Origin of the sequence: Halobellus limi (genome assembly GCF_004799685.1) — an archaeon.
In the GTDB taxonomy this organism is placed as follows: domain Archaea; phylum Halobacteriota; class Halobacteria; order Halobacteriales; family Haloferacaceae; genus Haloquadratum; species Haloquadratum limi.
The window spans coordinates 788886-815397 of sequence record NZ_CP031311.1 but is presented as its reverse complement, the minus strand read 5'-3'; the positions used below and the strand labels follow the sequence as shown (position 1 = coordinate 815397).

The following is a 26512-nucleotide window of genomic DNA, read 5'->3' as shown; positions in this document are numbered from 1 at the left end:
ATCGCGTGTCTTATCACTCGCCCGGCGACTACGCCGACGTAGTATGAGTCAACGAGAGACGTGGGCGACGCGCGCGGGGTTCATCCTCGCCGCCGTCGGCTCGGCAGTGGGGCTCGGTAACATCTGGCAGTTCCCCTTCAAGACCTCCGAGTACGGCGGGGCGACGTTCCTCGTCGTCTACCTGGTCGCCGCGATCGGAATCGGCCTGCCGGCGATGCTCGCGGAGTTCGTCGTCGGACGGAAGAGCAACCTGAACGCCATCGGCGCGTTCGAGAAACTGGGATTCCGCAACTGGAAGTGGGTCGGCGTCCTCGGCGTCGGCACCGGCTTCTGGATCCTGTCGTACTACAGCGTCGTCGGCGGGTGGGTCCTCCGCTATATGGGCGGCAGCGTCACCGGCGCGTACTTCGCCGACCCGGCCGCCTACTTCGGCCAGGTCTCGGCCGGCCTCGACGCCCTCGCGCTCCACGCGCTGTTTATGATCCTCGTCGTCGCCATCGTCGCCGGCGGCGTCGAAGACGGGATCGAGAAGGCGACGAAGCTGATGGTTCCGAGCATCGTCGTCATCCTGGGAGTCCTCGCCGTCTGGGTGTTCACCCTCCCCGGCGCGAGTCCCGGGTACAGCTACTTCCTCTCGCCGGACCTCTCACAACTCAGCCTGAGCGTCTCCTTCGACCCGCTGCCCTCCTTTAGCGGCCCGCTCACGGATATCATCCCCTTCGCCGTGAGCCAGGCGTTCTTCTCGCTGTCGCTCGGGATGGGCGCGATGATCACCTACGCCTCCTACGTCGGCGAGGATCAGAGCCTCTTCGGCGACAGCATCACCGTCGTCGTGTTCAACAGCGCGGTCGGCATCCTCGCCGGGCTCGTGGTCATTCCGCTCCTGTTCGTGCAGGGGATCGAACCCGGCAGCGGCGGCGCGGGCGCGCTGTTCGTCAGCCTCGCGACGGCGTTCGCGGAACTCCCGGCCGGCCGCGTCGTCGGCGTCGTCTTCTTCGGCGTCGTCCTCATCGCGGCGCTGTCGTCGGCGATCAGCCTGCTCGAAGTGGTCGTCTCCTACGCCGTCGACAACTACGGCGCGCGCCGCCCGCAGATCGCCGCCGCGCTCGGCGGGCTCATCTTCCTGCTCGGGATCCCCTCGGCGCTGGACACCGCCTGGCTCGGCTGGTTCGACACCCTCGCCTACCAGCTCCTGCTCCCGGTGTCGGTCCTCGGCGTCCTCGTCTTCATCGGCTGGGTGTTCGGCCGCCCCGCCGTCGACGAACTCCTCAACGGCTCCTCGCTGGGCGGTGGCGTCGGTATGACGTGGCTGTGGCTCGTCCGGACGGTCGTCGTCCTCGGCGTGGTGCTCACCCTCGCCCTCGGCGTACAGACGCTGTTCTTCGCGGAGAACCCGGCGATCGTTCCGCCGCTGTAGGCGGGCCTCGATCGCTTTTCTCGATCCGTTCGCCGAGAGCGTCGCCGCTGCGCCGAGCGGCCATCGGTCAGTCCGGATTCTCGCTGTCGTCGGTCAGTCCGGGTTCTCGCTGTCGTCGATCATCGACGAGGCGATGAGCCGCCTGATCCCGCGTCGAAGGAGACCGCTGGCCGCCGGTTGAGAGATGTCCAGGTCGCCGGCGACCTCGCTGAGGGACGCGTCCCGCGGTTCTTCGAAGTACCCCGACTCGAAGGCGACGAGCAGCGCTTCTCGCTGACTATCGGTCAACCCGGCGTCCGCGTTCCCTAATCCGGCGTATTCGTTCAGGCGCAGTAAGTCGATGTCGACGTCGTTCCGTCGGGCGTAGTCCCAGAGGTGGACCAGATCCGTTCTGTCGGGCATCCACACCGTGAGGGTCCACGCGCTCCCGTCGTTCTCCATATCGAGGATGACGCCGTTCGCGGCCGAAATCACCGGGGAGAGAATCTTCGCCTCGTCGGTGTACTCGAAGCTGTAGATCGCCTTCTCGTCTCTCGTCTCGATGACCCGTTCGAACTCGCCGACGGTACGATCCTTCCGTAACCCGTCCTCGAACCGGGGGAAATCCGACGACTCGATGTGATAGAAGAACTTCCCCGACGTCGGGTCAGTCCCCGCTTCCGACACCGACTTGACTTTCGAACTCGGGTCGTGAGTGACCGTCTCTGTGAGCACGATGTCCGGGTGCTCAACTCGGACGACCGCTTTGATATCGGTCATTGTTCTGTGAGGGAGGAGTGTCAGCGTGCGAAACCGTACGATTGGAGTCTTTTAGATGCTTGATGAAAATCCATACTGCGGTACTTGCTACCGGTGTTGTCACGGTGGCTACGAGGTGGCTTAACTGAGTCGGTCGGTCGCAATTTCCGGATGTCCGTCGTCCGTCGGACCCGTCCTCGGAGGAACGACTCTCATAATGATTACTCCTCCATCTCGTCTCCGGCGTGGATCTTGGCCTGTTCGCGAGCGCTGGGGTTGGCCGACTCTTTGAACGGGACCTTCGCCAGCGTGGCGTAGACGGGTTCGCCGGGCACCTCGGCGTACTCGTCCGGGAGGTGCACCTCGAACTCCAAGTCGACGTCCGCGTCGTATATCGAGTCGTCGAGCGGAACGTCGGTCGCGGCCTGCAGTTTCTCCGCCGGCACGAATCCGAGGCCGATGTTGGCCTCGAGGTCCGGGTTCCACCCCGCCGACGTCAGGTAGCCGCATTCGTCGCCCGTCTCCGGGTCCGAGATGAGCCAGTAGTCCGAGGCCCACTCCAGGACCGGGTCGCCCGCCATCTTCAGACCGACCAGTTTGTGCGTGAACGGGAACTCGCCGTTTTCGATGGCCTCCTTCTGGCGTTCCAGTTCGGCCTTGCCGACGTAGTCCGCGTCCTTGTCGTCGGGGACCTGATACCCGAGGTTGACCTGGAACGGCGACGTCTCGTGGTCCATGTCCTGTCCCAACGACAGGATTCCCGCGGCGATCCGTCGACGACCGTTTACCGGCCCCGCGGCGCCGCCGTGGTCTTTGACCGTTTCGAGCACCGGGTTCCACACCGCTTCGGCGTTCTCCGTCGCCTCACGGACGTATATCTCGAACCCCGCCTCTCCGGAGAAGCCCGTCTGGCTCACCAACACCGGGACGTCGTCGATAGTCGCCTCCAGCAGTCCGTAGTACGGAACGTCTTCGACCGCGGCATCGATGAGCGACTCGATCACGTCGGGCGATTTCGGGCCCTGAACCTGCATCGGCGAGACGTCGATCTCGTCGATGTCGACCTCGAAGTCGTTTCCGACCGTGACCCCTTGCAACCACTGCAGCAGGTCCGAGTCGGCGATGGAGAACCAGAACTCGTCGTCGTCGGGCCGTAACAGGACGAAGTCGTTGAGGATCCCGCCGTCGTAGTTGCAGCAGATGGCGTACTTGCCGCGCATCGGCTCGATGTCGGTCGCGTCCCGCGTGATGACGTAGTCGACGAACGCCTCGGCGTCGGGTCCCTCGACGCGAATCTGGCGCTCGACCGCGACGTCCCACAGCGCCACGTGGTTGACCAGCAGTTCGTACTCGGCTTCCGAACCGCCGTCTTCGGGATCGATGTACGCCCGAGGGTGGTACATATGGTTGTACACCGTCGCCTCGTGACAGCCTTCCTCGACGGAGAGGTGCCAGAACGGGGACTTCCTGGCCCGGGTCGAGATCACGAGGTCGACGTCTGCGTCGCCCGTTTGACGCAGATTCCTGGGAACGGTGCGGTCCGATTGGTCGACGCTGGGGTGGTTCGGGTGGGGGTTGTCTCCCGACATCAGCGATCTATCTCCGCGGTCCAACGTGGTGGTTGAACAGCGACGACCAGACACGCTCGAACCGATCGGCGACGACCGATATGCGGTCCCCCGCGGGGAGGTAGAATTTCGTTTCGGTCGCTCTGCCTCGACTGTCGGGACGGGTTCTCTGTGGCATACGGGTGAACGGAGGACCCGTACCTGCATTGCTCTGTAGCTTAAGCGTATAACCTCCTTATAACCGGGCGGGAAAGATCTCGCGTAGTCCCGCCTCCGTCTGCGCGTTACAGTCCCCTGGTGAGACGACAGCTCATCCGTTTACAGGCGGTCGAGGGGAGTTCCCGGGGCTTGATCGCGGGGCGATTCACGAGGGGCGCTCTCCCCGGCACTGCTCGATGACGTCGCCGACGACGTCGCGGTCGGCCGCGATGAGGTACCGCCGCCCCTCGACCAGTTTGGTCGAGTGCTGGACGGCGACGTGGCCGCCGGACTCGGCGATGACCACGGAGCCCTCGGGCAGCGCGTCGGCGACCACCTCACCCGCCGCGGGCGCGTCGTAGTCGATCCGGACGTCCAGCACTTCGAGTTCGCCGGTGACCTCCTCGATCGTTCGGACGTCGCTCCCGGTGAGCGCGTTGACCGCCGCACGGATGCTGGCGCGCTCGGGGAAGTACACCTCGTCGACGTACTCGTCGTACTCGTCGCCGGCGCGGTCCTCGATCCGAGCGACGGTTCGAAGCCCCGTGGCGTACCGCTTCGCGGCCATACAGACGACGAGGTTCGTGTCCTCCTTATCGGTGAGCGCGCCGACGACGCCCGTCCGCTCGGTGATGGCGTCTTCGAGCACCGAGGGCTTCGTCGCGTCGCCCCGGACGACTTCGACGTCGTCGCTCTCGAATCCGCCGGTCGGATCGGGATCGATAACGGTGACCGACCGACCGCGGTCGGCGAAGTGTTCTGCGACTCTGTGTCCGACGCGTCCGCTCCCCGCGATCACGACGTGCTCTGTGTCAGTCATATACGTTCATTATAGTAGCATCAAATAAGCGTCACCCCGGCCCACTGGTGGGTTTCAAGAGGGCGACCGCTGCGGGACGGTACGGGAGCAGCGACGCCTGCCCACGCTTCGTGAGAACCGCTGCTTCCACGGGTCCAGCGCCGGTCCGCGTGCGTGGCCCGACGATCCCCGAATCCCTCACGAACGTCCGTTGTATCGGCCATTTGAGAGAGATGCGGTCCGAAAGCCACTTACTCGCGAGCGGTGGACTGAGAACCAATGACACGAGAGACGTGGGCGACGCGCGCGGGGTTCATCCTCGCCGCCGCGGGCTCGGCGGTCGGCCTCGGGAACATCTGGCGCTTCCCGTGGGTGACGGCGGACAACGGCGGGAGCGCTTTTCTATTAGTCTACCTCGGTATCGTCCTGCTGGTCGGCGTCCCCGGCCTGCTCGGGGAGTTCGTCGTCGGCCGACGCGGAAAGAAGAGCCCGGTGGGCGCGCTTCGAGACCTCTCGGGGTCGCGCGCGTGGGGGCTCTGGGGCGTCTTCTACGTCGTCACGGCCATCGCGCTGATCTCGTTTTACAGCGTCGTCGGCGGGTGGATCCTCCGGTACTTCGGCGAGAGCGCGCTGGGTCTCGCGGGCGCTCGGCCCGCGTACTTCACCGCGCCGGGCGAGTACTTCGGCGGGGCCGCCGCCGGCCTCGACGCGCTCGGCTTTCACCTGCTGTTTCTCGGGCTGACGGCGCTCGTCGTCTACGCGGGCGTCCGCCGCGGGATCGAACTGGGAACGAAGGTGATGATGCCGGCGGTGCTCGCGCTGCTCGTCGGCCTCGCGGTCTGGGCCGGCACGCGACCGGGCGCGGCCGAGGCGTACGCGTTCTACCTCCGCTTCGACCTCGCGACCGTCCGTGCGAACTTCTTCGACGTGCTCGCCCCCGCGGCCGGGCAGGCGCTCTTTACCCTCTCGCTCGGCGCGGGGACGATGATCACCTACGCCTCCTACATCGACGAGGACCGCTCGCTGCCGTTCGACGGGACGGTCATCGCGGTGCTGAACACGCTCGTGGGCGTGCTCGCCGGCCTCGTCGTCTTTCCCCTCCTGTTCTCGCTCGGCGTCGATCCCTCCCAGACCGCACCGGGACCGGGCGCGCTGTTCGTCGGCCTCGCCGGCGCGTTCTCGCAGTTGCCCGCGGGCGCGCTCGTCGCGACGGCGTTCTTCGGCGTCGTCGTCCTCGCGGCCCTGTCCTCCTCGATCAGTATGCTCGAAATTCCGGTCTCGTTCCTCGTCGACGAGTACGGCCTCTCCCGGCAGCGCGCGGTGGCGCTCGTCACGACCGCCGTCGTGGTGACCGGCGGTGTCTGTGCGATCAACCCGACCGTCGCCGGGACTGCCGTGTTCGGATTCGTCGCGGGCCCGCTCGTGGATACGCTCTTGACCGCCGGACTGACCGCGGTGCTCGTCTTCGTCGGATGGGTGATGGGTCGCGACGCCGTCGCGGAGTTCCGCTCCGGGGCCGGCGGCTTCTCCGCCGCGCTGGCGACGCCGTGGCTCCTGGCGGCCGGCGTTGCGCTCCCGATCTTCCTGCTTTTCACGCTGCTGACGACGTTCGGCGTCGACGCCAGTCTCGGCTTCTGGCCGACGGTGCTCGTCGCCGTCCTCGCCGGCGCCGTCGCGTTCGTCGGACTCCGGACCGAGCGGTCGCTGGTCTGAGCGGTCGCTAGTCCGAGCGGTCGCCCGTTTCTGACTGCGCTCGAAAAAACGATCAGCTCACGGCCCGAGCGAAATCGTCCGCCGACGGATCGACCCACAGCTCGGACAGATGTGTCGGTACTGCACCACCCCTCCGGTGGTCACCGCCTGCCACTCGCCGTCGGCGTCGTCGTAGCCGCACTTCGGACAGACCAGGTCGACCTCGTTGTACTGGTTCCGAAGCCGCTCGAACGGGGACCGGTTCGTGCTCGCCATTGTGCTACTGACTACCACACGACGCTAGGCAATAAATATAATTATTGATTGTTTATGTATCGCACCCCCTACGCGCCAACTATCGACGATCGACGAACCTATCTTTATTGGATTGCGGAAACCCTTTTGCCTCCCGTCGGTACGTACGGGACGATGATCGGAGGTGGTCCGACGTGACGATGGAGGACCGAATCGAGGAGCTGCGCGAGAAGCGCGAGCGCGCGCTGAAGGGCGGCGGCCAGGAACGCATCGACGCCCAGCACGAGAAGGGGAAGATGACCGCCCGCGAGCGCATCGACTACTTCCTCGACGAGGGGACTTTCAGAGAGATCGACCAGCTCCGGACCCACCGGAACCACAACTTCGGGATGGAGGAGAAACAGCTCCCCGGCGACGGCGTCGTGACCGGCTACGGCGAGGTGGACGGACGGAAGACGTTCGTCTTCGCCCACGACTTCACCGTCTTCGGGGGCTCGCTCGGCGAGGTGCTCGCCGAGAAGATCACGAAGGTGATGGACAGAGCCGTCGAGGTGGGCGCGCCGGTCGTCGGCCTCAACGACTCCGCCGGCGCGCGGATCCAGGAGGGCGTCCAGTCGCTCGCCGGCTTCGGCGAGATCTTCCGTCGGAACACGGAGGCGTCGGGCGTCGTCCCGCAGATCTCGGCGATCATGGGCCCCTGCGCCGGCGGCGCGGTCTACTCGCCGGCTCTCACCGACTTCACGTTCATGGTGAAGGACACGAGCCACATGTTCATCACCGGCCCCGACGTGATCAAGACCGTGACCGGAGAGGAGGTGAGCTTCGAGGAACTCGGCGGCGCGGTCACCCACGCCGCCACCTCGGGGGTCGCCCAGTTCGCCTGCGAGAGTGAAGAAGAGGCGCTCGACGACATCCGACGGCTGCTCTCGTATCTCCCGCCGAACAACGTCGAGGACCCGCCCCGCGTCGAACCGTGGGACGACCCCGAACGCGCCGACGAGTCGCTGAACTCCGTCGTACCTGACGAGCCCCGAAAGCCCTACGATATGCACGACGTGTTCGCGGGCGTCCTCGACGAGGGCTCCTTTTTCGAGGTCCACGAGGGCTTCGCGAAGAACGTCCTCGTCGGCTTCGCCCGACTGGACGGCCACTCCGTCGGCGTCGTCGCCAACCAGCCCCGCGTCAACGCCGGCACGCTCGACATCGAAGCCTCCGAGAAGGCCGCCCGCTTCGTCCGCATCTGCGACTCGTTCAACGTGCCCATCGTCACCTTCGTCGACGTCCCCGGCTTCCTCCCCGGCACCGACCAGGAGCACGAAGGGATCATCCGCCACGGCGCGAAACTGCTGTACGCCTACTCGGAGGCGACCGTCCCGCTTCTGACGGTCATCACCCGGAAGGCCTACGGCGGCGCCTACGACGTGATGGCCTCGAAGCACCTCGGAGCGGACGTCAACTACGCGTGGCCGACCGCCGAGATCGCGGTGATGGGCCCGCAGGGCGCGGTCAACATCCTCTACAGCGACGAACTCGCCGCCGCCGAGGACCCCGAGGAGCGACGCGACGAACTGATCGAGGAGTACCGCGAGGAGTTCGCGAACCCCTACACGGCGGCGGATCGCGGCTTCGTCGACGCCGTCATCGAGCCGCCGGAGACCCGCTCGCGGCTCGTCTCCGATCTGGAGATGCTCCGCTCGAAGCGCGAGTCACTGCCCGAGAAGAAACACGGGAACCTCCCGATCTGATCGACGATGGGAGCCGAAACCGATCCCGACGGCGGCGTCACTCAATCCGATCGATCCGACGGCGTCTCCGAATCCGACCGCGTCACCGACCGGCTGTCGATCCCCGACGACGCCACCGACGAGGAGGCCGCGGCCATCGCCGCCGCGGTCGCGGCCCACGTCGCCGACGGCGAGCGCGCGGCGGCGGCTGCGGCGGCCGCGACGGCCCGGTCGGTACCGACGTGGAACGGCGAGAAGTGGACGTTCGCGGGCCGCGTGGCCGCGTCGAGCGGCCGTCGCGTCCGGCGCGTCCCCGACGGCGCACCGCGCGAGAAGTGGACGGCCGCGGCGCGTGCGGACCGGTTTTAATATTCGATTCGCCACAGTCGACGCTGCCGAACGCGGGTCCGAACTGTCGCGACGTCGACGGCTCCGAGGAGAATTTACGCCGAGGAGGAGGACTGGTTGCCGCCGCTCTTCTTGCGCGTGATGTAACCCGCGATCCGGTTTCGGACGCCCTTCGATTCGACGTTCGTGAGCGTCGAGACGCTCTCTTTGTTCGTCTCGAAGTCCGTGTTGAACGCGTCCGGATACTTCTCTAAGAGCAGCTTCCCCAGCTGTTTGACGTACTTGGGTTTGATCGCCATACCCGTCTCTTCCGTCAGCGCGCACTAAAACGATTCGTTCCGGACCGGCGCGAGCGCGTCGCGCCCGCTCGTCGGCCTCGGTCTACGGCGACCGACCGAGTCGCTCGTCGAGGATCAGTCGCGTCTTCGTGTTCTTGACCTCGTCGAGCTCGCGCGCGCGGGTGATGAGCTGGTTCACCGCGCGCGTGTCGGCGGCGTCGACGACGAGGACGACGTCCTCCTCGCCGGAGACCTGCCAGACGAAGTCGACCTGGTCCCACTCGGTCATCTGTTCTGTGATCTCTGTGGTGTCGACGTCGACTTTCACCGACACCTCGATCATCGCCTTGATGTTCCCGGTCCGCGTGGAGACGGTGAACCGCTCGATGACCCCCTCCTCGGTCAACCGCTCGACGCGGTTCCTGACCGTCCCTTCGGAGGTCCCCACCTGCGAGGCGATCTCCGTGTACGGGGTCCGAGCGTCTCGCCGCAGGATGTCGAGGATCTGCCGGTCGAGGTCGTCCATAGCGGCCCAACGACCTCCGTGGGCTTACCGATTACGAAAATCGTAACTGAGCTACGAAAGCAACACTTATGCCCCCGGATCACGTGCGTTTCTCGTAATGTCGGACGCCTATCTGGCCCTGGAGGACGGCCGCGTGATCGAGGCTCGCGGTCGCGCTTCGGGACGGACCCGCGGCGAGTTAGTGTTCACGACCGCCTACACCGGCTACGAGGAGAGCCTGACGGACCCCTCCTACGAGGAGCAGGTCCTCACGTTCTCCTACCCGCTCATCGGCAACTACGGCGTCCGAGAGGAGCGGTTCGAGTCCGACCGCGTCCACCCGCGTGCGGCGATCGCCCACGAGTTCACCGAGGACGTCGTCGAGTGGTTAGAAGAGGAAAACGTCCCCGCGATCGATCACATCGACACCCGCGACCTCGTCACCTCCATTCGCGAGGAGGGGGCGATGAAGTGCGGCATCGCGGTCGGCGAGGACGTCACCCCCGAGGACGCGAAGGCCGAACTCGAAGAGTGCAAGGGGATGAGCGAGCACGTCGACATCGGCAAGCGCGTCACGACCGTCGAACACACCACCTACGGCGACGGCGGCGCGGACGTCGCGCTCGTCGACTGCGGCGCGAAGATGTCGATCGTCGAGTCGCTCGTCGAGCGCGACGCGACGGTCCACGTGCTTCCCTACGACACGACCCCCGAAGAACTCGCCGCGGTCGATCCCGATCTGCTCTTCATCTCGAACGGCCCGGGCGACCCGGCGAACTTCGAGGCCGCACAGGAACTCGTCGAGGAGTACGTCGGCGAGGTGCCCATCGCGGGCATCTGTCTCGGCCAGCAGGTCGTCGCGCGCGCTCTCGGCGGCACCACCGAGAAGATGGACTTCGGCCACCGCGGGGTCAACCAGCCCGTCCGCGACCTCGACTCGGGGAAGGTCGTGATGACCACGCAGAACCACGGCTACACCGTCGGCGAACCCGGCGACGAACTCGACGTCAAGCAGGTCAACGTCAACGACGGCACCGCCGAGGGCCTCGCGAACGACGAACTCGACGTCATCACCCGCCAGTACCACCCCGAGGCACACCCCGGCCCGCACGACTCGCTCGGCTTCTTCGACGACGTCCTCGCGATGACGAGCGAGAGCCACCACGTCGTCGCCGACGACTGACACTGATTGCTCTCGTCTCTCACCGCCGAGCGCTGTCGGCGGGGTGGCGCTCGGCGGTGAAAAGTGAGAGTAATCAGTATGAACCCGTCGCGTTGCGACCGCAGTTCTGACACCGATACGTCGCGTTCGAGCGGGTCCGACGCCGCTCTCCGCCTTTTTCACCGCCGACGGGCACGAACAATACCCACGGATTTATGATCGAACGGGCGGAGAACGGATCTATGAGCCAACCGGAGATCGTCCAGGCCGACCTCGCCGACGAGGACGTGGTCGCGCGAGTCGACCTCGGCGGCGAGGACGAACTGTACGTGACGCCGACGCGGACCCTGCTCTATCGCGCCGAGGGGCTGCTCTCCGACGAGTCCGTCGAGGAGTACCCCCACGAGGCCGAGCGGATCACGGTCTCGGAGGGCCGCCGCAAGGCGAAGGTGACGCTCGATTACGGCCTCGACGGCGAGAAGACGATCTCGCTGCCGGCGAAGCGACTCGAACGCGCACTGCAGCCGATCGTCGAGGGCGTGCTCAAGGCCAACGGCGTCCTCGAGGCCGACGAACCGATGGAGCGGCTCTTCCGGTTCAGCGAACTCACCATCGCGATCGCGGGCGAGCGCGTCGTGCGCCACATCGGCGCGAACCTGTGGGACGAGGACTGCGAGACCTACCACTACGACGACGTGAGCGACCTCGACTTCGAGGACGGCAGCGTCGCCACCTCCGTCGTCCTGACGGTGAACGGCCGACAGGAACGGTTCAAGGCCCCGAACGACGAGGCCCGGGCGGTCCGCGCCGCCCTGGAGACCTCGCTTCTCTCCCACTGGGAGGTCAATTCGGTCGAGGAACTCCGCGCCGCCGCCGAGCCCGACGAGGACGAGCCGGAGGAGGCGGCCGACGACGCGCAGGGACGGGACGTCTCCTTCGGCGACGGCCCCGACCCGCTGATCGCCGACCCCGCCGAGCCCGAGGAGCTGCCGGAGAACGCGACGCGTTCGGACGACGGAGGCGAGAGCGAAGCCGAATCGACGGCCGGAACACCCGACGCCGTCGCCCGGCAGGTCGAGCGACCGACGGACGCGGAGGCCGAGGCCGACCCGCTCTCGGAGGGACAGACGAGGGGGAGTGGCCCGGAGGAGACGTCGAGAACGGAGTCCGAACCCGCGTCGAGAAACGGGTCGGAACCGACACCTGGAGACGGGCCGAGAGCGGCATCGGAGGGCGAGCCGCAGCGGAAGAACGAGCCGATCAGCGGAGCGGGCGCCGACGGCACGAGGACCGATTCCGGCGACGCCGCGTCGTCGCAGTCGGGCGCCCCACGAGCGGCCGAGGAGGATCGGACGACGCCGGCCCCCGAGGCGACCGGGCCCGCCGCGGCCGACCAGGCTCGTGGGTCCCCCGAGGAGACGACCCACGACGAACGCTCGCGAGCGAGTGCGGAAGAGGCCGGGACGGGCGGGGAGCGGTCGGGGCCGGAGGAGACTCCGGCACAAAAGCGAGCGAACGCCGGTTTCGCGGGATCCGGGTTCGAGTCGGCGGCGCCCGCGGCCGACGAGCGGATCCTCGACGAACTCGCGGACCTCCGCGAGACGGTCGAGCGCCAGAACGCGGAGCTGCAGGCGCAGCGCGAACTGGTCGAACAGCTCATAGAAGAGCTCCGCCGCGGTCGGTGAGCGCGTCGGAGGCGGCCCCTCACTCCCGTCCGAGGACCTTCCGCACGCAGGAGGGCCCGAACGGGCCGAGTTCGCCGGACTCGAATCTGACGAAGTGTCCCGTCGAGAGGCCGGCCCCGCAGCGGCGGCACTCGTAGTCGCCCTCGCGTTCGACGACCTGGCGTTCGAACCGGACGAAGGTGCCGCCGCGTCGCGTCCGGAGTCGCCCCTCCTCGCGCTCGATGACGCCGCGAAGCTCCGCGGTGTCGAGGATCTCCCGTGTCAACGCGGGGTTCGTCGTCACCGACTCGATGCGGTCGACCGCCTCCGACAGCGACAGCGACTCCCGCTCTATGTGCGCCAGCAGGTCGACGCCGAGTTCGACGCGCTCGCTGCGGTCGAGTTCCGAGACGGGACGCGCGGCCTCGGCGCTCGGAACGTCGGAAACGTCTGTGTCGGCGTTCGGGTCGAGCGCGGTTTCGGCGTTCGGATCGCTCCCAGTTTCGGCGTTCGGTTCCGGTTCGGTTTCGGGATTCGGGTCGACCCCGGTTTCGCCGCTCGATTCCGGTCCCGGCCCGGCCTCGCCGTCCGCGTCGCTCTCGGCGTCACCGCCTTCGAACTCCGAGAGGTCCGGCTGTTCGTCGTCGGCCACGATCCGACCGGGTGTCCGCGCCACAGCGACAAAACAACTGTTATGCCCGCCCGAGAGCGAGGCGGAGACGACACGATGGATCGGTCACGCCTGCGGGCTCGCGTCGTCGCCGGCGCCGCGATCGCTCTCGTCGTCGCCGGCGCGCTCCTCGTCTCGCCCGACGCGGTGCTCTCGCGCGCGGCGTGGCTCGTGTCCGATCCGATTCGACTCGTCGCGGCGTCGGTCGTCCTCGCCGCGATCAGACCGCTGCTGGCGTGGCCGACGACGCTCCTGGCGGTGCTTCTGGGCTACGGACTCGGCCCGGCGGGGTTCCCGCTGGCGCTCGCGCTCGTCGCGCTCACGAGCGCCCCGCCGTTCCTCCTGGCGCGACGCTTCGGCCGCGGCGGCGGACTCGCAGACGCGGGCGAGGCGTTCGTCGACCGCGCCGGCGGGATCCGAAGCGTCGTCGCCAGCCGCCTGGTTCCCGCGCCCTCCGACGTCGTGAGCGTCGCCGCGGGCGTCGCCGGCGTCCGGCTCTCGACGTTCCTCGTGGGGACGGCTATCGGCGAGATCCCGTGGGTGCTCGCCGGCGTGCTCGCGGGAGCCTCCGCCGAGACGCTCGCCGCCGGCGACGTCGCGGGAGCGGCGGATCTCCGCCTCGTCGCGGCCGCGGGGATCGCGGCCGCGCTGGTGCTCGGGCCGACCGCGTACGGGTGGTATCTCGACCGGTCCGGAGGTGCCGACGCGGGGGACGCCCCCGACGGCGGTTCGTGAGTCGGCCGTCGACGGTGTGGGACCGAACCCCTCGGTCGGTGGGGGTCGACGGCCCCGCCGTCGTCGGACTTGCGAAGGTTTAAGAACGTCATCGGCCAACGGTGAGACGAGCCCGGGTGGCTTAGCTGGACATAGCGCCGCACTCATAGGGTTTCCTGAGATTCGGTGCGGTACGCCTTGGAAGCCTCCGCCGCTCCCCACGGGGCCCGCCGAGCCTCGGACCTGGGATATGCGGAGATCGTGGGTTCGGAGCCCACCCCGGGCACTCATCGGTTCGTCGTTTCTCTCGATGGCGAGAGCGTTCTCTGAGACCTTCTATACGAACCTAAAACGACACAAATATTAAATATAATATTAATTCATTGAGGTGAAACTTCGAAGCGAGGATGAGCACCGACGACCCTTCCCCCCATTCGGAGCACAGTAGCCGAGGACACCAGGAACACTACGAAGTCGAGGGACCGGGCTATCCGACGCCCGCCGCGATGCGAACCGAGGGCGGACGGGAGCAGACGGCGTACGTGATGGCCCCCCGAGTAGGGATGGAGGAGGACGGCCCGGACTTCGTCGGCGTCGTCGACCTCGACCCGGAATCCGACACGTACAGCGAACTCATCGACACCGTCGAGATGCCGAACAGGGGCGACGAACTCCACCACTTCGGCTGGAACGCCTGCTCGTCGTCCTGCCACGCCGAGGGACTGACTCGCCAGTACCTCGTCGTTCCCGGACAGCGCTCCTCGCGCATCCACGTCATCGACGCGGAGGACCCGCGCGACCCCGAGATGGTGAAGGTCATCGAACCCGAGGAGGTGTTCGCCCACGACCTCTCGGCTCCCCACACCGTCCACTGCGTCCCCGGCGGCAAGGTCGTCGTCAGTATGCTCGGCGACGCCGAGGGCGAACTCCCCGGCGGCTTCCTGCAGCTCGATCAGGAGGACTTCAGCATCGAGGGCCACTGGGAGGCCGATCGCGGCGAGATGGAGATGAACTACGACTACTGGTATCAGCCGCGTCACGACGTCCTGATCTCCAGCGAGTGGGCCGCGCCGAACACCTACTATCCGGGCTTCGACCTCGAAGACGTCGAAGAAGGCAAGTACGGAGACAGCATCCACGTCTGGGCCTGGGAGGACCGCGAGCACGTCCAGACCCTGGAGTTCGGCGAACGCGGTCGGATCCCGCTGGAAGTCCGGATGAGCCACAACCCCGAGGAGACGCAGGGCTACGTCGGCGCCGCGCTGTCCTCGAACATCATCCGCTTCTACGAGGAGGACGACGGCACGTGGGACTGGGACGTCGTCATCGACGAGGAACCCCGCGAACACGAAGACTGGGACATGCCCGTTCCGCCGCTGATCACCGACATCCTCCTGTCGCTCGACGACCAGTTCCTCTTCTTCTCGAACTGGCTCCACGGCGACGTGCGGATGTACGACGTGAGCGACTCGGCGAATCCCCGGCTGGTCGACCGGGTGTGGGCCGGCGGGCTGTTCGGCGACCGACAGGAGGTGAAGAACACCGAGATCCGCGGCGCACCGCAGATGCTGCAGCTCTCCCGCGACGGCCGGCGGCTCTACTGGACGACGTCGCTCTTCTCCTCGTGGGACAACCAGTTCTTCCCCGACATCGCCGAGGATGGATCGCTGATGCTGAAGGCGGACGTCTACCCCGACGAGGGGCGAATGGAGCTGGACGAGGAGTTCCTCGTCGACTTCGGTGACGCGCCCGGCGGCCCGGCGCGCGCCCACGAGATCCGCTGGCCCGGTGGCGACTGCACCAGCGACGTCTGGCAGTGAACGGGCGTCGCCGACGCGCGACGCACACCGTCGAACTCCGCTGGGCGGACGGCCGACACGAGAGGATTCGCGTCGGTGGCGACGAGACCGTGGTCGACGCCGCCGAGGCAGCCGACGTCTCCCTCCCCTACGGGTGTCTGTACGGAGCCTGTGGGACCTGCACCGCCGAACTGCTCGAGGGCGAGATGACGCACTTGGAGCCGCCGCGAGCGCTGAAAGACCGGGCGCTCGACGCGGGATACGTCCTTCCCTGTATCGCCACGCCGGAGACGGACTGTCGGCTCCGCGTCGGTCACGGCATCCAGGCCGAGGTCGTCGGCACACCGTGGAAGTAGCCCGGACACGAGGTATCGCCGTCGTCTCGCATCGGCCGTCTGTACCGCGGGGCCGCCGGTGTCTACGGCGGCACGGCCGGACCGGGGTTCGCCCCCGGAACTGGCCCGGAGGAGTGCGAACTCACCGCGTGAGCAACGTCGACACCCGCGCGTTCTCCTTCAGGCGAACGCCCGCGCCGCCGACCGTCAGCGGGACGCGGGGGAGCGTCTCGACCCGGAGCGACGGGTGGGACGCGCCGCGTTCGAGGACCTCCGTCCGCGGCTGGAGCCCCACCTCGTCGGCGGGCGATACGCCCGACAGCGACTCGTTGTACTCCAACAGGTACGTCCCCGATTCGAGGTGCCACCACTGGTAGTCGTCGCCCTCGTCGCGCCAGATCCGGCTGTGGGGAACGAGATCCGCATCCCGGAGTTCGTCGCCACCGAAATCGATCCGTCCCGCCCCGTGGATCTCGTATATTTCGCTCACAGTGAGATCGACGCCGCCCTCCCGGACCTGCGTCGGTTCGTGGACGATTCCCTCGACCGCGTCGGCGAGATCTGTCATACCTCACAGTAGGGCCCGTGCGGCAAAAGCGTCGGTGTCGGAGACGGCGCTCGCGAACGCGTTAGCGTTCTCGGCGCGCCGCGAGCAGGGCCGCGGCCAAAAGCGCCGTCAGCGCGACGACGACGCCGAAGCCGGGCGTGGCGGTCGACGTCTCCGTCGCGGGTTCGGTCGTCCCCGGTTCGGAAGCCGCGGTGGTGGTGTCGGGTTCGGCCGTCGCCGTGTCCGTCGCGGTCGAATCCGGCGTGTCCGTATCCGGACCCGGCGTCTCGGCCGGGGTCTCGACGGCCTCGACGACCTCGCCGTCCTCGGTCGTCTCCGCGTCGTCGCCTTCGACGACGATCTCGTAGGTGTCGCCGACATTCTGCTCTGCGAAGTCGAGCGTCGCGCTCCACCGCCGGTCCGGCCCCACCGTGGGCGCCGCCGTCTTCAGGAAGCTCGGACTGGTCTCGCCCGCGCTCCGGACGCGGACGCGCAGTTCCGTCCCCGGCGCGTACGTCGTCGTGCCGGTGATCGTCTGTCCGCCGGCGGGGGCGACGTCGTGGGGTTCGCTCACCGTGATCTCGGGTTCGACGACGTCGTAGTCGACGGAGGTCGTCTGATTCTCGTCGACGTCGTCGGGGAGGAAGTCAGTCGAGTCGTCGTCGTAGACGGTGAACTCCGCCGTCAGCGATTCGTCGGCGGGGAGTTCGCCGTCCGAGCGAGTCGTCGTGACTGCGCTCGTGTCGACGACGACGTAGTAGGTGTCGCCGTCACCGTCGGCGACGACGGTCGTGTTGTCGGGACCGAGCGCGACCTCGAACGGATCCTGATTCGCGCCGGCCTGCGACTGTTCGACGGTCAGGTCGTAGATACCGGTTCCAGAGCCGGCGTTGTCGAAGAACGCGGCCGTGACGTCCTCGTCACCCTGTGCGCCGAGGACGCCCTCGAAGCCGGACGCCTGGAGACGATGGACGACCTTGTCGCCACGGGCGACCTCGGAGGCCCGCGTGAGTTCGTCGTTCTCGATCGCCGTCGTCACGTCTTCGAGGTCGGAGACCGAGAGCGACCCCGGAGCCGTCCACGTGTCGAACGCGGTCGTCCCGCGCTCTTCGAGGACGAGCGAGGCGATGTCGGTCGAGTCCGCCGAAGCGTCCCGTCCCGGCGTCACTTCGAGGTCGTAGGTCCCGGCGTCGATCAGGTCGTCGACGTTGGACGAGAGACCGGCCGCGACGACCTCGTCGTCGTCAGCGGCGACCGTGTAGATCCCGTACCCACCGGTGCTGGAGGATCCCTCCGACTGCGCGAGCGCGCCGATCGACGTGTCGAGATACAGCGTGACCGTCCCGTCGTCGTTCCCGTCCTCGACGGTCGCCGTCGAGACGAGACCCTGCTCTTCGGTACCGACGGTCACCGTCGCCTGATCGGTGCGTTCTATGTCGACCGTGATCGCGACGACGTCACCGCGCTGGTCGGTGACTGTGCCGCTCGCGAACTGCGCGTCCTCCTCGCTCGCCGCCCGGACGGTGACGTCCGAGGAGTCGGCCTCGACGCCGGAGTAGTCGTCGGTCACCCGGACCGTGTACGTCCCCGGGTCCACGTCGAGTCCGGACGGGGAGAGGTCGAACGCGAAGTCGTACTCGCCCTGGCCGTTGAGCGTCGCGGCCGTCTCCGATCCGTCGACCGTGTCGCCGCCGCCGTCGAGCAGTTCGACCGTGAGCGGTCGATCGGCGCTTCGGGCCTCGACGGTCCCCTCGATGGCCTCCGCGTTCGTGACGGTGGCGTCGTCGACGGTCACCGCCAGCCCGAGGTCACGCAGATCGAGCCGGGTGTCCTCGTTGTCGCTGCCCGCGATGCCGAAGTTGTACTCGCCGAGGTCCCGCCCCTCCGTATCGAAGACGAACACCTCGCTGTTCGTGTCCGTCGAGCCGTCGAAAAAGTACTGGTCCGGACCCTCGATCTGGATACCGACGTCGGTCCCGCTGTCGCTGACGATGGCGACGGTGCTCCCTCGGTAGGCGCCCCGGTCGTCGTTCGTCTTCACCGTCACCGGCGCGAACGTGACGTCGTTGCGTCCGGTGTCGACGAGCGTGTTGCCGTCGAGGTCCGCGACGTCGTCGGACAGTTCGACCTCCAGATCGCCGGTCAGGAGCTCGCCGTCCGTGGTGACGAAGACGCGTCCCGTGACGCCGGTGTCTTCGACGGTGTAGGAGTCGACCTCGCTGTCGTCCTCGTAGAGGGTGACGTCGTCGGCGGCGATGTCGACCGCCTCGCTGAACGCGAGTTCGACGCCGACTCCCTCGTCACCCGTGTCGTCGTAGTGAACGGCCTTCGTGAGCTGCGGCGGCGCCTCCGACTGGTCGCCGATCGAATAGGAGAGCTCGGCGATCTGGGCTCCGCTCCCGCCGTCGGAGACCCGGAAGTTCACGTTGTAGGTGCCCGCGTTCGGCGGGTTCGTGACGCCGTCGAGCCGCACGCTCACGTCGTCGCCGTCGCCGACGTCCTCGACGCTCGACAGCTCGATGGTCAGCGTCTCGCCGCCGTTGGAGCTAGCGACGCTGTCGACGTCAACGTCCGTCGTGCTGCCGTCGGCCTCGTCGATGACGACTGTGACGTCGCCGGCGCCGACGCCGCTCACGTCGGCCGCCTGCGAGCCGACGCTGTAGTCGATTTTGATCCTGTCGGTGTCCATCGGCGCCGGCCAGGTGCCGTCGCTCGCGGAGACGTTCAGCGTGTGCGTCGTCGTTGCGCCGGTGTCGGGGTTCTCGACCGTCACCGGGTTGTCTGTGCCGTGCAGATCCGCCGCCGTACTCCCGGCGAACGCCGTGACCCCGGCGAAGACGCTGCAGATCATAACCGCCGCGAGGAACACCGCGCGGCGCTGGTTCGTGTGGTCTGTCATAGTTGTGTGAATGGTCGCGATGGCGGCGCGCCGCCCGTCCGACTGCGCCGACCGGCGTCGCCCCCGACGTGGGTTCCGCGTCCCGCTGGGCCGATCGGATCTCTCGGACGGCCGGCCGCCGCCTCCGGGTAGGGGTACTGGGACGACCACCTGCCTCTATTAGGGGTTGCCATACAACTACTCGCAGACTAACACGTTCTTACCGACCGTTTAGTCGGTGTATAACGGCCGATACCGGGAGGCGGGCCGTCGGCTCTCGATTTGAGCGACGACGGCAAACAGTCGAAACGAGTACCGCCGACGGGTCGGGTTCGGGCGAGACAGCGAACAACACGTACGCGGCGCTGCCGCTCTCGATCGTCGCGTCCGAAAGAAAAGGAAGTCGAACGGCCGGATTCGATCCGGTGGTTCAGCGGTTTAGTCGCGGCGTCCTCGTCGAAGACGAGGGCTCGTGAGAACTCAGTTAGTTCTCACGGCGTCCTCGTCGGAGACGGGCGCTCGCGAACGCGTTAGCGTTCGCGGCGGGTCGCGAGCAGGGCCGCGGCCAAAAGCGCCGTCAGCGCGACGACGACACCGAAGCCGGGCGTGGAGGTCTCCGTCGGTTCGGAGGTCCCCGCAGCCGGTTCGGGCGTCGCCGTATCCGGTTCAGGCGTGTCCGTCCCCGGGGAAGACGTGTCCGTCTCCGTCTGGGAGGTGTCGGTCTCGGGTTCAGGCGTCGCCGTCGGCGTCTCGACGGCCTCGACGACTGTGCCTTCTTCCTCGGTTGCGCTCGCGAGGATGTTGGCGTTGACGACGATGTCGTACTCGTCGCCGACGTTCTGTTCACTGAAGTCGAACTCGGCGCTCCACGTGCCGTCCGACTCGACGACCGGCGAGGCCGTCTTCAGGAAGCTCGGGCTCGTCCCGCTCTGACTACGGACGCGGAGATTCAGTTCCGTGCCCGGAGCGATGTTGGTCGTGCCGCCGATGGATTGGCCACTAGCCTGCGAGACGTTGTACGGCTGGCTGACAGTGACGTCCGGCTCGTTGGCGTCCCACTCGAGGATGGTCTCCTCGTTCTCGTCGGAGTCGAGGTCAGACGACGTGAAGTCGAATCCAGCGTCATCGTTGATGACGGTGAAGTTCGTCTCCAGTGCCGTGTCCTCGTCCGTCGGGAGGTCTTCTCCACCCTTGAACTGGGCTTCGCCAGTGTCAACGACGATGTAGTAAGTGTCGTTCACACCGTCTGCGATCACGGTCAGGTTGTTCGTGGAGTTGAGAGCGAGTTCCTGAGACTGCTGGTTCGCACCGGGGCTGGCCTCTTCAATCGTCAGGTTGATCGGGCCAGACTGGTTGAGTGTCAGGAATTGACTCGTGACGTCCTCGTTTTCGCGTGCGTCGAGTGCACCCTCGAAGCCAGAGGCTTCGAGCTGATGGACCGCGAGATCACCGACAGCCACTTCCGAGGACTGGGTGATCTGACCCTCATCGAGCGCTTCGTTGACGTCTTCGAGATCGGAGACGCTCCCGATCTCGTCGGAGCTCCCCGTCCACATCCGGAGGGCGTCCGTGCTTCGCTCTTCGAGTGTCACCGTAGCGACGTCGTCGGAACTCGTTACGCCGGTTCCGACGCCCTGGTCGCCGGCCTGGACCTCGAAGTCGTAGTCGCCTGCGTCGATCAGGTCATCGAGAGCAGGTGTGTGTAGGTTCTGATCGAGGAGTTCATCGTCGCTGTCATCCGGTAAGCTGTAGATGTTACCACCGGTCTTGAAGTTGTATGTGTTGAGAAGTACGGTCACCTGGTCGTCGCCGTCCGCGTCGTCAACCGTCGCGTTCGCGACGACGCCGTCACTCTCCGAACCGAACGAAAGCGTCGCCTCGGAGGTCTGAGTCATCTCGATGGTGGCTTCGAGGAAGTCACCGCGCTGATTGACGATTACGTTCTCCGCGAAGTTGACGTCCGTATCAGCGGCTTGGCTCACAGTAATCGTCGGGGACGCAGTACTCACACCGGAGAACAGGTCGGTCGCTTCGACCGTGTAGTCACCAGTATCGAGTGCATCGCCACCGTCAGCGGTTGCGGTGTTGAATTCCACGATCGCCTCTCCCTGACCGTCGGTCGTGACTTGGGTCGAGTTGACGCTGTCACCGTTGCTGTCGAGGAGATCGACTTCGACGTCGCGATTTCCGGCGTTAGCGCTGAGATCCACTTCAATGGTGTCGTCGGTGGTGACATTCACGTCGTCAATGGTGACACCGAACCCGAGGTCACGAACCGTGACCTGAGTACTGTCAATATTGCTGCCGTCGATGCTGACGTTGTACTGACCGAAGTCACGGTTCGTCGTGTTAAATACGAGTACCTCGCTGTTCGTGTCGGTCGAGCCCTCGAAATAGTAACTTCCGGGACCTTCGATCTCGACATCGTCGTTCGTCTGATCGCCGATTATCGCGACGTTTCCTCCCTTGTAGGCACTCTTGTCGTCTGTCTCGGCCACGGTTACGGGTGCGAACGTGACGGAATTGTTGCCGGTGTCGACGAGCGTGTCACCGTCGACGTCCGCGATGTCGCTCGACAATCCGACCTTGAGATCGCCGGTCAGGAGCTCCCCGTCCGTAGTGACGAAGACGCGTCCCGTGACGCCGGTGTCCTCGACGGTGTAGGCGTCGACCTCCGAGTCGCCCTCGTAGAGGGTGATGTCGTCAGCGGCGACGTCGACCGCCTCGCTGAACGCCAGCTCGACGCCGACTCCACCGTCGATGGTGTCGTCGTAGTGGACGGCGCTTTCGAGTTCGGGTGCCCCCTCGGGCGTCGCTTCGACGGTCAACTGCTGGATGTTCGTCGAGTACTCGTCCGTATTGTCAGCGTTCGTATCCAGTGCGAACGACGCTTGTCCGCTCGTGGTGCTGCTCACTTCCGGAGCGACGACGCTCCGAAGCCGGAACGAGAGGTTGACGTCCTGTTCGTGCGGTGAACCGTCTGCACCCGTTCGAGCGAGTTCGACGGTGAAGTTGTTGTTGGCCGAGTCCCAGTAGGTGTTCGAGACGTCGACGTTACCGCTTCCCGTCCCGTGGATCTGGACCGTGGAGTTATCCTCCGCGGAGAGGTCGAAGTCCGGCGAATCCGGGAAAGTCACCGTGTAGTTCGCGTTCGACGGGTTGTTCGTCGCAGTCGTATTCAGCGTCGCGTTGAGCTGTACCGTGTGCGTGTTGGTAGTCTGTTCGTACACCGTCTCGTTCGAGACGCTTCCACCGTCTGCGCTTTCCGCCGCTGCAACGCTCCCCGAGAACGCCACGGTCCCAGCGAAGACGCTGAGAACCATAAGCGCCGCGAGGAACACCGCGCGGATCTTGTTTGTCTCTGTTGTCATAAAGTTAGTTTCACGAGTGAGCACGGCGTCGCCGACTCCCTCTCCCCCTTTACCGACCGAGAGCGTGGCACAACCGTCTCACAGACTGGGGTACGAAAAGAGGATCAGACGAGCCCTAAATAGATTCCTTCCCGATTCTCAGAGACGAAAATCACTCCGGCGAAACGCAGCAGAATCACGGGCAACTGAACGAAGAGACACTCGTATCAAAGCTGTCGCTAACCGACGTAGCGTCGAAAGAAATGGGAAGTCGAAAGCCGGATTAGATCCGGTAGTTCAGAGCCTTAGTCGCGACGAGTCGCGAGCAGGGCTGCGGCGAGCAGTGCCGTCAGCGCGACGACGACACCGAAGCCGGGCGTGGAGGTCTCCGTCGGTTCGGAGGTCTCCGTGTCCGGCTCAGGCGTGTCCGTGTCCGGCTCAGGCGTGTCCGTGTCCGGCTCAGGCGTGTCCGTGTCCGGCTCAGGCGTGTCCGTGTCCGGCTCAGGCGTCGCGGTGTCGGTTTCGACAGCCTCGACGACTGTGCCTTCTTCCTCGGTTGCGCTCGCGAGGATGTTGGCGTTAACGACGATGTCGTACTCGTCGCCGACGTTCTGTTCACTGAAGTCGAACTCGGCACTCCACGTGCCGTCCGACTCGACGACCGGCGAGGCCGTCTTCAGGAAGCTCGGGCTCGTCCCGCTCTGACTACGGACGCGGAGATTCAGTTCCGTGCCCGGAGCGATGTTGGTCGTACCGCTGATGGACTGGCCACTAGCCTGCGAGACGTTGTACGGCTGGCTGACAGTGACGTCCGGCTCGTTGGCGCCCCACTCGAGGATGGTCTCCTCGTTCTCGTCGGAGTCGAACTCGCCTTCAGGCGTGAAGTCGTACCCAGCGTCGCGGTTGATGACGGTGAAGTTCGTCTCCAGCGCCGTGTCGTCGTCAGCCGGGAGGTCTTCTCCACCCTTGAACTGGGCCTCTCCCGTGTCGACGATGATGAAGTAGGTGTCGTTCTCACCATCGGCGATCACGGTCAGGTTGTTCGTGGAGTCAAGTGCGAGTTCGGACGGAGCCTGGTTCGCACCCGGATCGGCCTCTTCGATCGTCAGGTTGATCGGACCAGTCCGGTTAAGATTCACGAACTCTTGCGTGACCAGTTCGTTGTCACGAGCGTCGAGTGCACCTTCGAAGCCGGAGGCTTCGAGCTGGTGAACCGCGAGATCACCGACAGCCACTTCCGAGGACTGGGTGATCTGACCCTCATCAAGCGCTTCGTTGACGTCTTCGAGATCGGAGACGCTGCCGATCTCGTCGGAGCTACCCGTCCACATCCGGAGGGCGTCCGTACTGCGCTCTTCGAGCGTCACCGTGGCGACGTCGTCGGAGCTCGTCACGCCGGTTCCGACGCCCTGGTCACCGGCCTGGACCTCGAAGTCGTAGTCCCCCGCGTCGATCAGATCAGACGTCTTCGTGGGGTTATTCTGATCGAGGATGACGTCGTCGCTGTCACTGTCTAGGCTGTAGACGTCGTTGCCGTTCTGCATATTGTACGTGTTGAGGTAGACGGTCACCTGACCGTCACCGTCGTCATCCTCAACAGTGGCGTTCGCAACGACGCCGTCGCTTTGTGAACCGAACGAGAGCGTCGCTGTATCAGTCGAAGTCAGTTCGACCGTAGCCTCGAGGAAGTCACCACGCTGGTTCGAGATAACGTTAGACGCGAAGTCAACGTCCTCGTCAGCCGCCTCTGAGACCTCGATATCGGAGGATTCAGTTGCGACACCGGAGGTGGTGTCAGTCACTTCGACCGTGTAGGTTCCCGTCTCGAGGACGGAACCATCGTCTGCGGTCTGAGTGTTGAACTCGAAGTCGTATTCTCCCTGTCCGTTCAGGTTAACGTTCGTCGTATTCACGCTATCTCCACTGCTGTCGAGGAGATCGATATCAACGTTTCGACCACCCGCAACAGCGGAGACAGTTCCTTCGATCGTGTCTTCGTTGGTGACGTTCAGATCGTCGACCTCAACGTCAAGCTGCAGGTCGCGGACGTTAATGAACGTCCGATTGTTGCTGTCGTCGCTACCCGCAACGAAGACTCTGTATTCGCCGATTTCGCGGTCACTAGTGTCAAAAGTGAAGACTGTACTGTTGGTACCAGTACTTCCTTCGCTGAAGTAGTTGTTGTCCTCACCTTCAACAGTCACATCGGTGTTCGTCGCATTCGTCTCAATCGCAACTACCGAGCCCTGATATGCACTCGAGTTAGCCGGTGAACTCGGAGTAGGTGCGGATTCATCGAACTCCAGCGTTTGACCTGCGAAGATGATGGACTTTTCTCCAGGGTTACTCACAGGGTCGTTGCTGGTAGACTGGACGGTGTCACTAATATCTACCTCTAAATCGTTAGAGGCGATAGTTTGGTTCACCTCGATGTAGACAGCACCATCGCGGACTTCGTAGTTTTCAACGTAGGCGCTGGCGTTGTCTCCATCGTCCAGCAGCGTAAAGCTGGAGTTACTTACAGTGGTCACGTCGATGGTTCCACCTTCGAACGGTACTTCAACTACAGGGGTGCCGCTGCCACTTTCATTTACATAGTGGACAGCATTCCCAGTGTATGTCGGTGTTCCAGCAGCAGCACTCCCCGTGAACGCCACGGTCCCAGCGAAGACGCTGAAGACCATAAGCGCCGCGAGAATCACTGCGCGGGTCTTGGTTGTATTTCCTGTCATAGTTTGTTGTGTTGACCACAATCGGCGACAACAGCTTTGCGCGCACCGAAACGCCGATGCGTGCGTCCGGGCGTCCGGACGTGGTCCGCAGTACTCGCTGGTGCCACCATGGGTAGGGGTACGGGACAACCAAGTACCACGTCCGGTAAATACTTTGTGTAGTCGTCTGACGCTGAGCGGACGCGAGAGCGCTCCAGACCCCGGAATTCTGTGAGAACAGTTCACACACCTTTCGGTGATCGATCGGACAACATTTTTCGGCGTGTAATCGGTGCCTAAATTGTTCGCACTCGCCGGCGATGTCGGGTTGTTTGACGGATCAACCGGTCCGACGGATCACGTGTCGGACTCTGGTTGTCGTCCAGCGGAACTCCCGTCGAACGGGACGTGCGATTGAGTACCGTTTCTCATCGCTTCGTGCGTCTGTACGCACGCCGTGAACCGCAGAAGGCGTAATATCTCAGCGATTCGCATCGATCCAACGACACCACGCGTCGAAGTCATTCGCACCGCATTGATCCGCAATCGAATGCAATGTCCCGATTTTCACGCGGTCGTGTAGTGGGACAGTCACGGTTCGGACTTCTCCAGTGTCGGGGTTCGTGTATTTCAAAACTGCGTGACTCCCCCGCTGTCGATCCTTGCGATAGTTGAAGGAGGTCAGAACGCTGACGATCTCCTGACCCGAGAAGTCTCGTGGTGGGCCGCTCATCCCTCGAACCAGGGAGCGTCCGCAACCGGCGCGTCCGTGTCGGTCTCGCGTGCTTCTTTCGTCAGCGCGACCGCCTCATCGAGGTTCGCGAGCGCTTCCTCGCGCGTCTCGCCCTGGCTGGCGACGCCGACCCCCTCGTCGATGGCTGACCAGCCGCCCTCGTCCTCCTCGATCAGGCGGATCTCACGGCCCATACTCATACGCGAATGTAGACGACAATTCGGGATAAGCGTTCTGTCGCTTCAACCCACCACGACATTGAGGCGCCGCCCACCCACGTCGCGTACGCCGCGCTCCGGGACGCTGCTCCGCTCGTCGGCGAGGAATCAATCATCGATGCGTACAGCGCGCGGATCGAATCGGCACACGACGCCGGCTCCGACGAGCAAAGGGGAGGAAACGAGAGCAGTTCGTCGATCGGCTGGTG

22 protein-coding genes and 1 tRNA gene are annotated in these 26512 nt (G+C 65.4%); 10 read left to right on the top strand and 13 right to left on the bottom strand.

The window, feature by feature from the left end; genetic code table 11:
* Positions 1–43 precede the first annotated feature (43 nt).
* Entirely contained in the window at positions 44–1417 is a 1374-nt protein-coding gene (locus DV707_RS04190; RefSeq protein WP_103990469.1) for a sodium-dependent transporter, read from the top strand.
* 93 nt (positions 1418–1510) lie between these two features.
* On the opposite strand, the gene DV707_RS04185 is transcribed toward DV707_RS04190, so the two are convergent.
* From DV707_RS04185 to DV707_RS04175, 3 genes are all read right to left on the bottom strand, one after another.
* On the bottom strand, positions 1511–2176 hold the full coding sequence (locus DV707_RS04185) for a helix-turn-helix domain-containing protein (RefSeq protein WP_103990470.1): 666 nt from the start codon (positions 2174–2176) through the stop codon (positions 1511–1513).
* Positions 2177–2376: 200 nt separating this feature from the next.
* Complete coding sequence (locus tag DV707_RS04180; protein WP_170216809.1) at positions 2377–3744, bottom strand: glycine cleavage T C-terminal barrel domain-containing protein; 1368 nt, start codon at positions 3742–3744, stop codon at positions 2377–2379.
* Between the two features lie 343 nt (positions 3745–4087).
* Positions 4088–4741, bottom strand: a complete 654-nt coding sequence (locus tag DV707_RS04175) for a potassium channel family protein (protein ID WP_103990471.1) — start codon at positions 4739–4741, stop codon at positions 4088–4090.
* 258 nt (positions 4742–4999) lie between these two features.
* Here DV707_RS04175 and DV707_RS04170 point away from each other — a divergent pair, with 258 nt between their 5' ends.
* A complete protein-coding gene (locus DV707_RS04170; RefSeq protein WP_103990472.1) occupies positions 5000–6433 on the top strand; it encodes a sodium-dependent transporter in 1434 nt (477 codons plus the stop codon).
* Positions 6434–6490: 57 nt separating this feature from the next.
* Here DV707_RS04170 and DV707_RS04165 read toward each other — a convergent pair whose 3' ends face one another.
* Positions 6491–6688 (bottom strand): HVO_0649 family zinc finger protein, encoded by a 198-nt coding sequence (locus tag DV707_RS04165; RefSeq protein ID WP_103990473.1) that lies wholly within the window; start codon positions 6686–6688, stop codon positions 6491–6493.
* Positions 6689–6867: 179 nt separating this feature from the next.
* On the opposite strand from DV707_RS04165, the gene DV707_RS04160 reads away from it, so the two are divergent.
* Complete coding sequence (locus tag DV707_RS04160; RefSeq protein WP_103990474.1) at positions 6868–8412, top strand: acyl-CoA carboxylase subunit beta; 1545 nt, start codon at positions 6868–6870, stop codon at positions 8410–8412.
* A gap of 6 nt (positions 8413–8418) precedes the next feature.
* A complete protein-coding gene (locus DV707_RS04155; RefSeq protein WP_235010725.1) occupies positions 8419–8760 on the top strand; it encodes a hypothetical protein in 342 nt (113 codons plus the stop codon).
* Positions 8761–8834: 74 nt separating this feature from the next.
* Here DV707_RS04155 and DV707_RS04150 read toward each other — a convergent pair whose 3' ends face one another.
* Positions 8835–9038: a 30S ribosomal protein S17e gene (locus tag DV707_RS04150; protein WP_103990475.1), complete on the bottom strand. Its 204-nt coding sequence runs from the start codon at positions 9036–9038 to the stop codon at positions 8835–8837.
* Between the two features lie 82 nt (positions 9039–9120).
* Positions 9121–9543 (bottom strand): Lrp/AsnC family transcriptional regulator, encoded by a 423-nt coding sequence (locus DV707_RS04145; protein WP_103990476.1) that lies wholly within the window; start codon positions 9541–9543, stop codon positions 9121–9123.
* Between the two features lie 97 nt (positions 9544–9640).
* On the opposite strand from DV707_RS04145, the gene carA reads away from it, so the two are divergent.
* Both carA and DV707_RS04135 read left to right on the top strand, forming a co-directional pair.
* The gene (carA, locus tag DV707_RS04140; RefSeq protein ID WP_103990477.1) at positions 9641–10705 is read left to right on the top strand and encodes a glutamine-hydrolyzing carbamoyl-phosphate synthase small subunit; all 1065 of its coding nucleotides are present in this window, start codon (positions 9641–9643) and stop codon (positions 10703–10705) included.
* A 221-nt stretch (positions 10706–10926) separates the two neighbouring features.
* Positions 10927–12369: a DUF7115 domain-containing protein gene (locus tag DV707_RS04135; protein ID WP_136361793.1), complete on the top strand. Its 1443-nt coding sequence runs from the start codon at positions 10927–10929 to the stop codon at positions 12367–12369.
* Between the two features lie 19 nt (positions 12370–12388).
* Here DV707_RS04135 and DV707_RS04130 read toward each other — a convergent pair whose 3' ends face one another.
* On the bottom strand, positions 12389–12715 hold the full coding sequence (locus DV707_RS04130; protein ID WP_103991227.1) for a DUF5830 family protein: 327 nt from the start codon (positions 12713–12715) through the stop codon (positions 12389–12391).
* A gap of 360 nt (positions 12716–13075) precedes the next feature.
* Here DV707_RS04130 and DV707_RS04125 point away from each other — a divergent pair, with 360 nt between their 5' ends.
* The 4 genes from DV707_RS04125 (at position 13076) to DV707_RS04115 (ending at position 15887) form a co-directional block, all read left to right on the top strand.
* Positions 13076–13753: a TVP38/TMEM64 family protein gene (locus tag DV707_RS04125; protein WP_103991228.1), complete on the top strand. Its 678-nt coding sequence runs from the start codon at positions 13076–13078 to the stop codon at positions 13751–13753.
* A gap of 110 nt (positions 13754–13863) precedes the next feature.
* A tRNA-Met gene (locus DV707_RS18370) sits at positions 13864–14018 on the top strand.
* A 121-nt stretch (positions 14019–14139) separates the two neighbouring features.
* The gene (locus DV707_RS04120) at positions 14140–15552 is read left to right on the top strand and encodes a selenium-binding protein SBP56-related protein (protein ID WP_103990479.1); all 1413 of its coding nucleotides are present in this window, start codon (positions 14140–14142) and stop codon (positions 15550–15552) included.
* Complete coding sequence (locus DV707_RS04115) at positions 15549–15887, top strand: 2Fe-2S iron-sulfur cluster-binding protein (protein WP_103990480.1); 339 nt, start codon at positions 15549–15551, stop codon at positions 15885–15887. Before DV707_RS04120 ends, DV707_RS04115 begins: the two co-directional genes overlap by 4 nt.
* 121 nt (positions 15888–16008) lie before the next feature.
* On the opposite strand, the gene DV707_RS04110 is transcribed toward DV707_RS04115, so the two are convergent.
* The 6 genes from DV707_RS04110 to DV707_RS04085 all read right to left on the bottom strand — a co-directional run bounded on the left by DV707_RS04110 (position 16009) and on the right by DV707_RS04085 (position 26285).
* Positions 16009–16434 (bottom strand): dCTP deaminase/dUTPase family protein, encoded by a 426-nt coding sequence (locus DV707_RS04110; protein WP_103990481.1) that lies wholly within the window; start codon positions 16432–16434, stop codon positions 16009–16011.
* Positions 16435–16495: 61 nt separating this feature from the next.
* A complete protein-coding gene (locus DV707_RS04105) occupies positions 16496–19312 on the bottom strand; it encodes a BGTF surface domain-containing protein (protein WP_103990482.1) in 2817 nt (938 codons plus the stop codon).
* 509 nt (positions 19313–19821) lie between these two features.
* On the bottom strand, positions 19822–22662 hold the full coding sequence (locus tag DV707_RS04100) for a DUF7827 domain-containing protein (RefSeq protein WP_103990483.1): 2841 nt from the start codon (positions 22660–22662) through the stop codon (positions 19822–19824).
* Between the two features lie 284 nt (positions 22663–22946).
* Positions 22947–25373 carry a DUF7827 domain-containing protein gene (locus DV707_RS04095; protein WP_103990484.1) on the bottom strand — a complete coding sequence of 809 codons (2427 nt, stop codon included), beginning with the start codon at positions 25371–25373 and terminating at the stop codon, positions 22947–22949.
* A gap of 460 nt (positions 25374–25833) precedes the next feature.
* Positions 25834–26085: a type II toxin-antitoxin system HicA family toxin gene (locus DV707_RS04090; RefSeq protein ID WP_103990485.1), complete on the bottom strand. Its 252-nt coding sequence runs from the start codon at positions 26083–26085 to the stop codon at positions 25834–25836.
* A complete protein-coding gene (locus DV707_RS04085) occupies positions 26082–26285 on the bottom strand; it encodes a type II toxin-antitoxin system HicB family antitoxin (protein WP_103990486.1) in 204 nt (67 codons plus the stop codon). The genes DV707_RS04090 and DV707_RS04085 overlap by 4 nt, the downstream gene beginning before the upstream one ends.
* Positions 26286–26512: the final 227 nt, after the last annotated feature.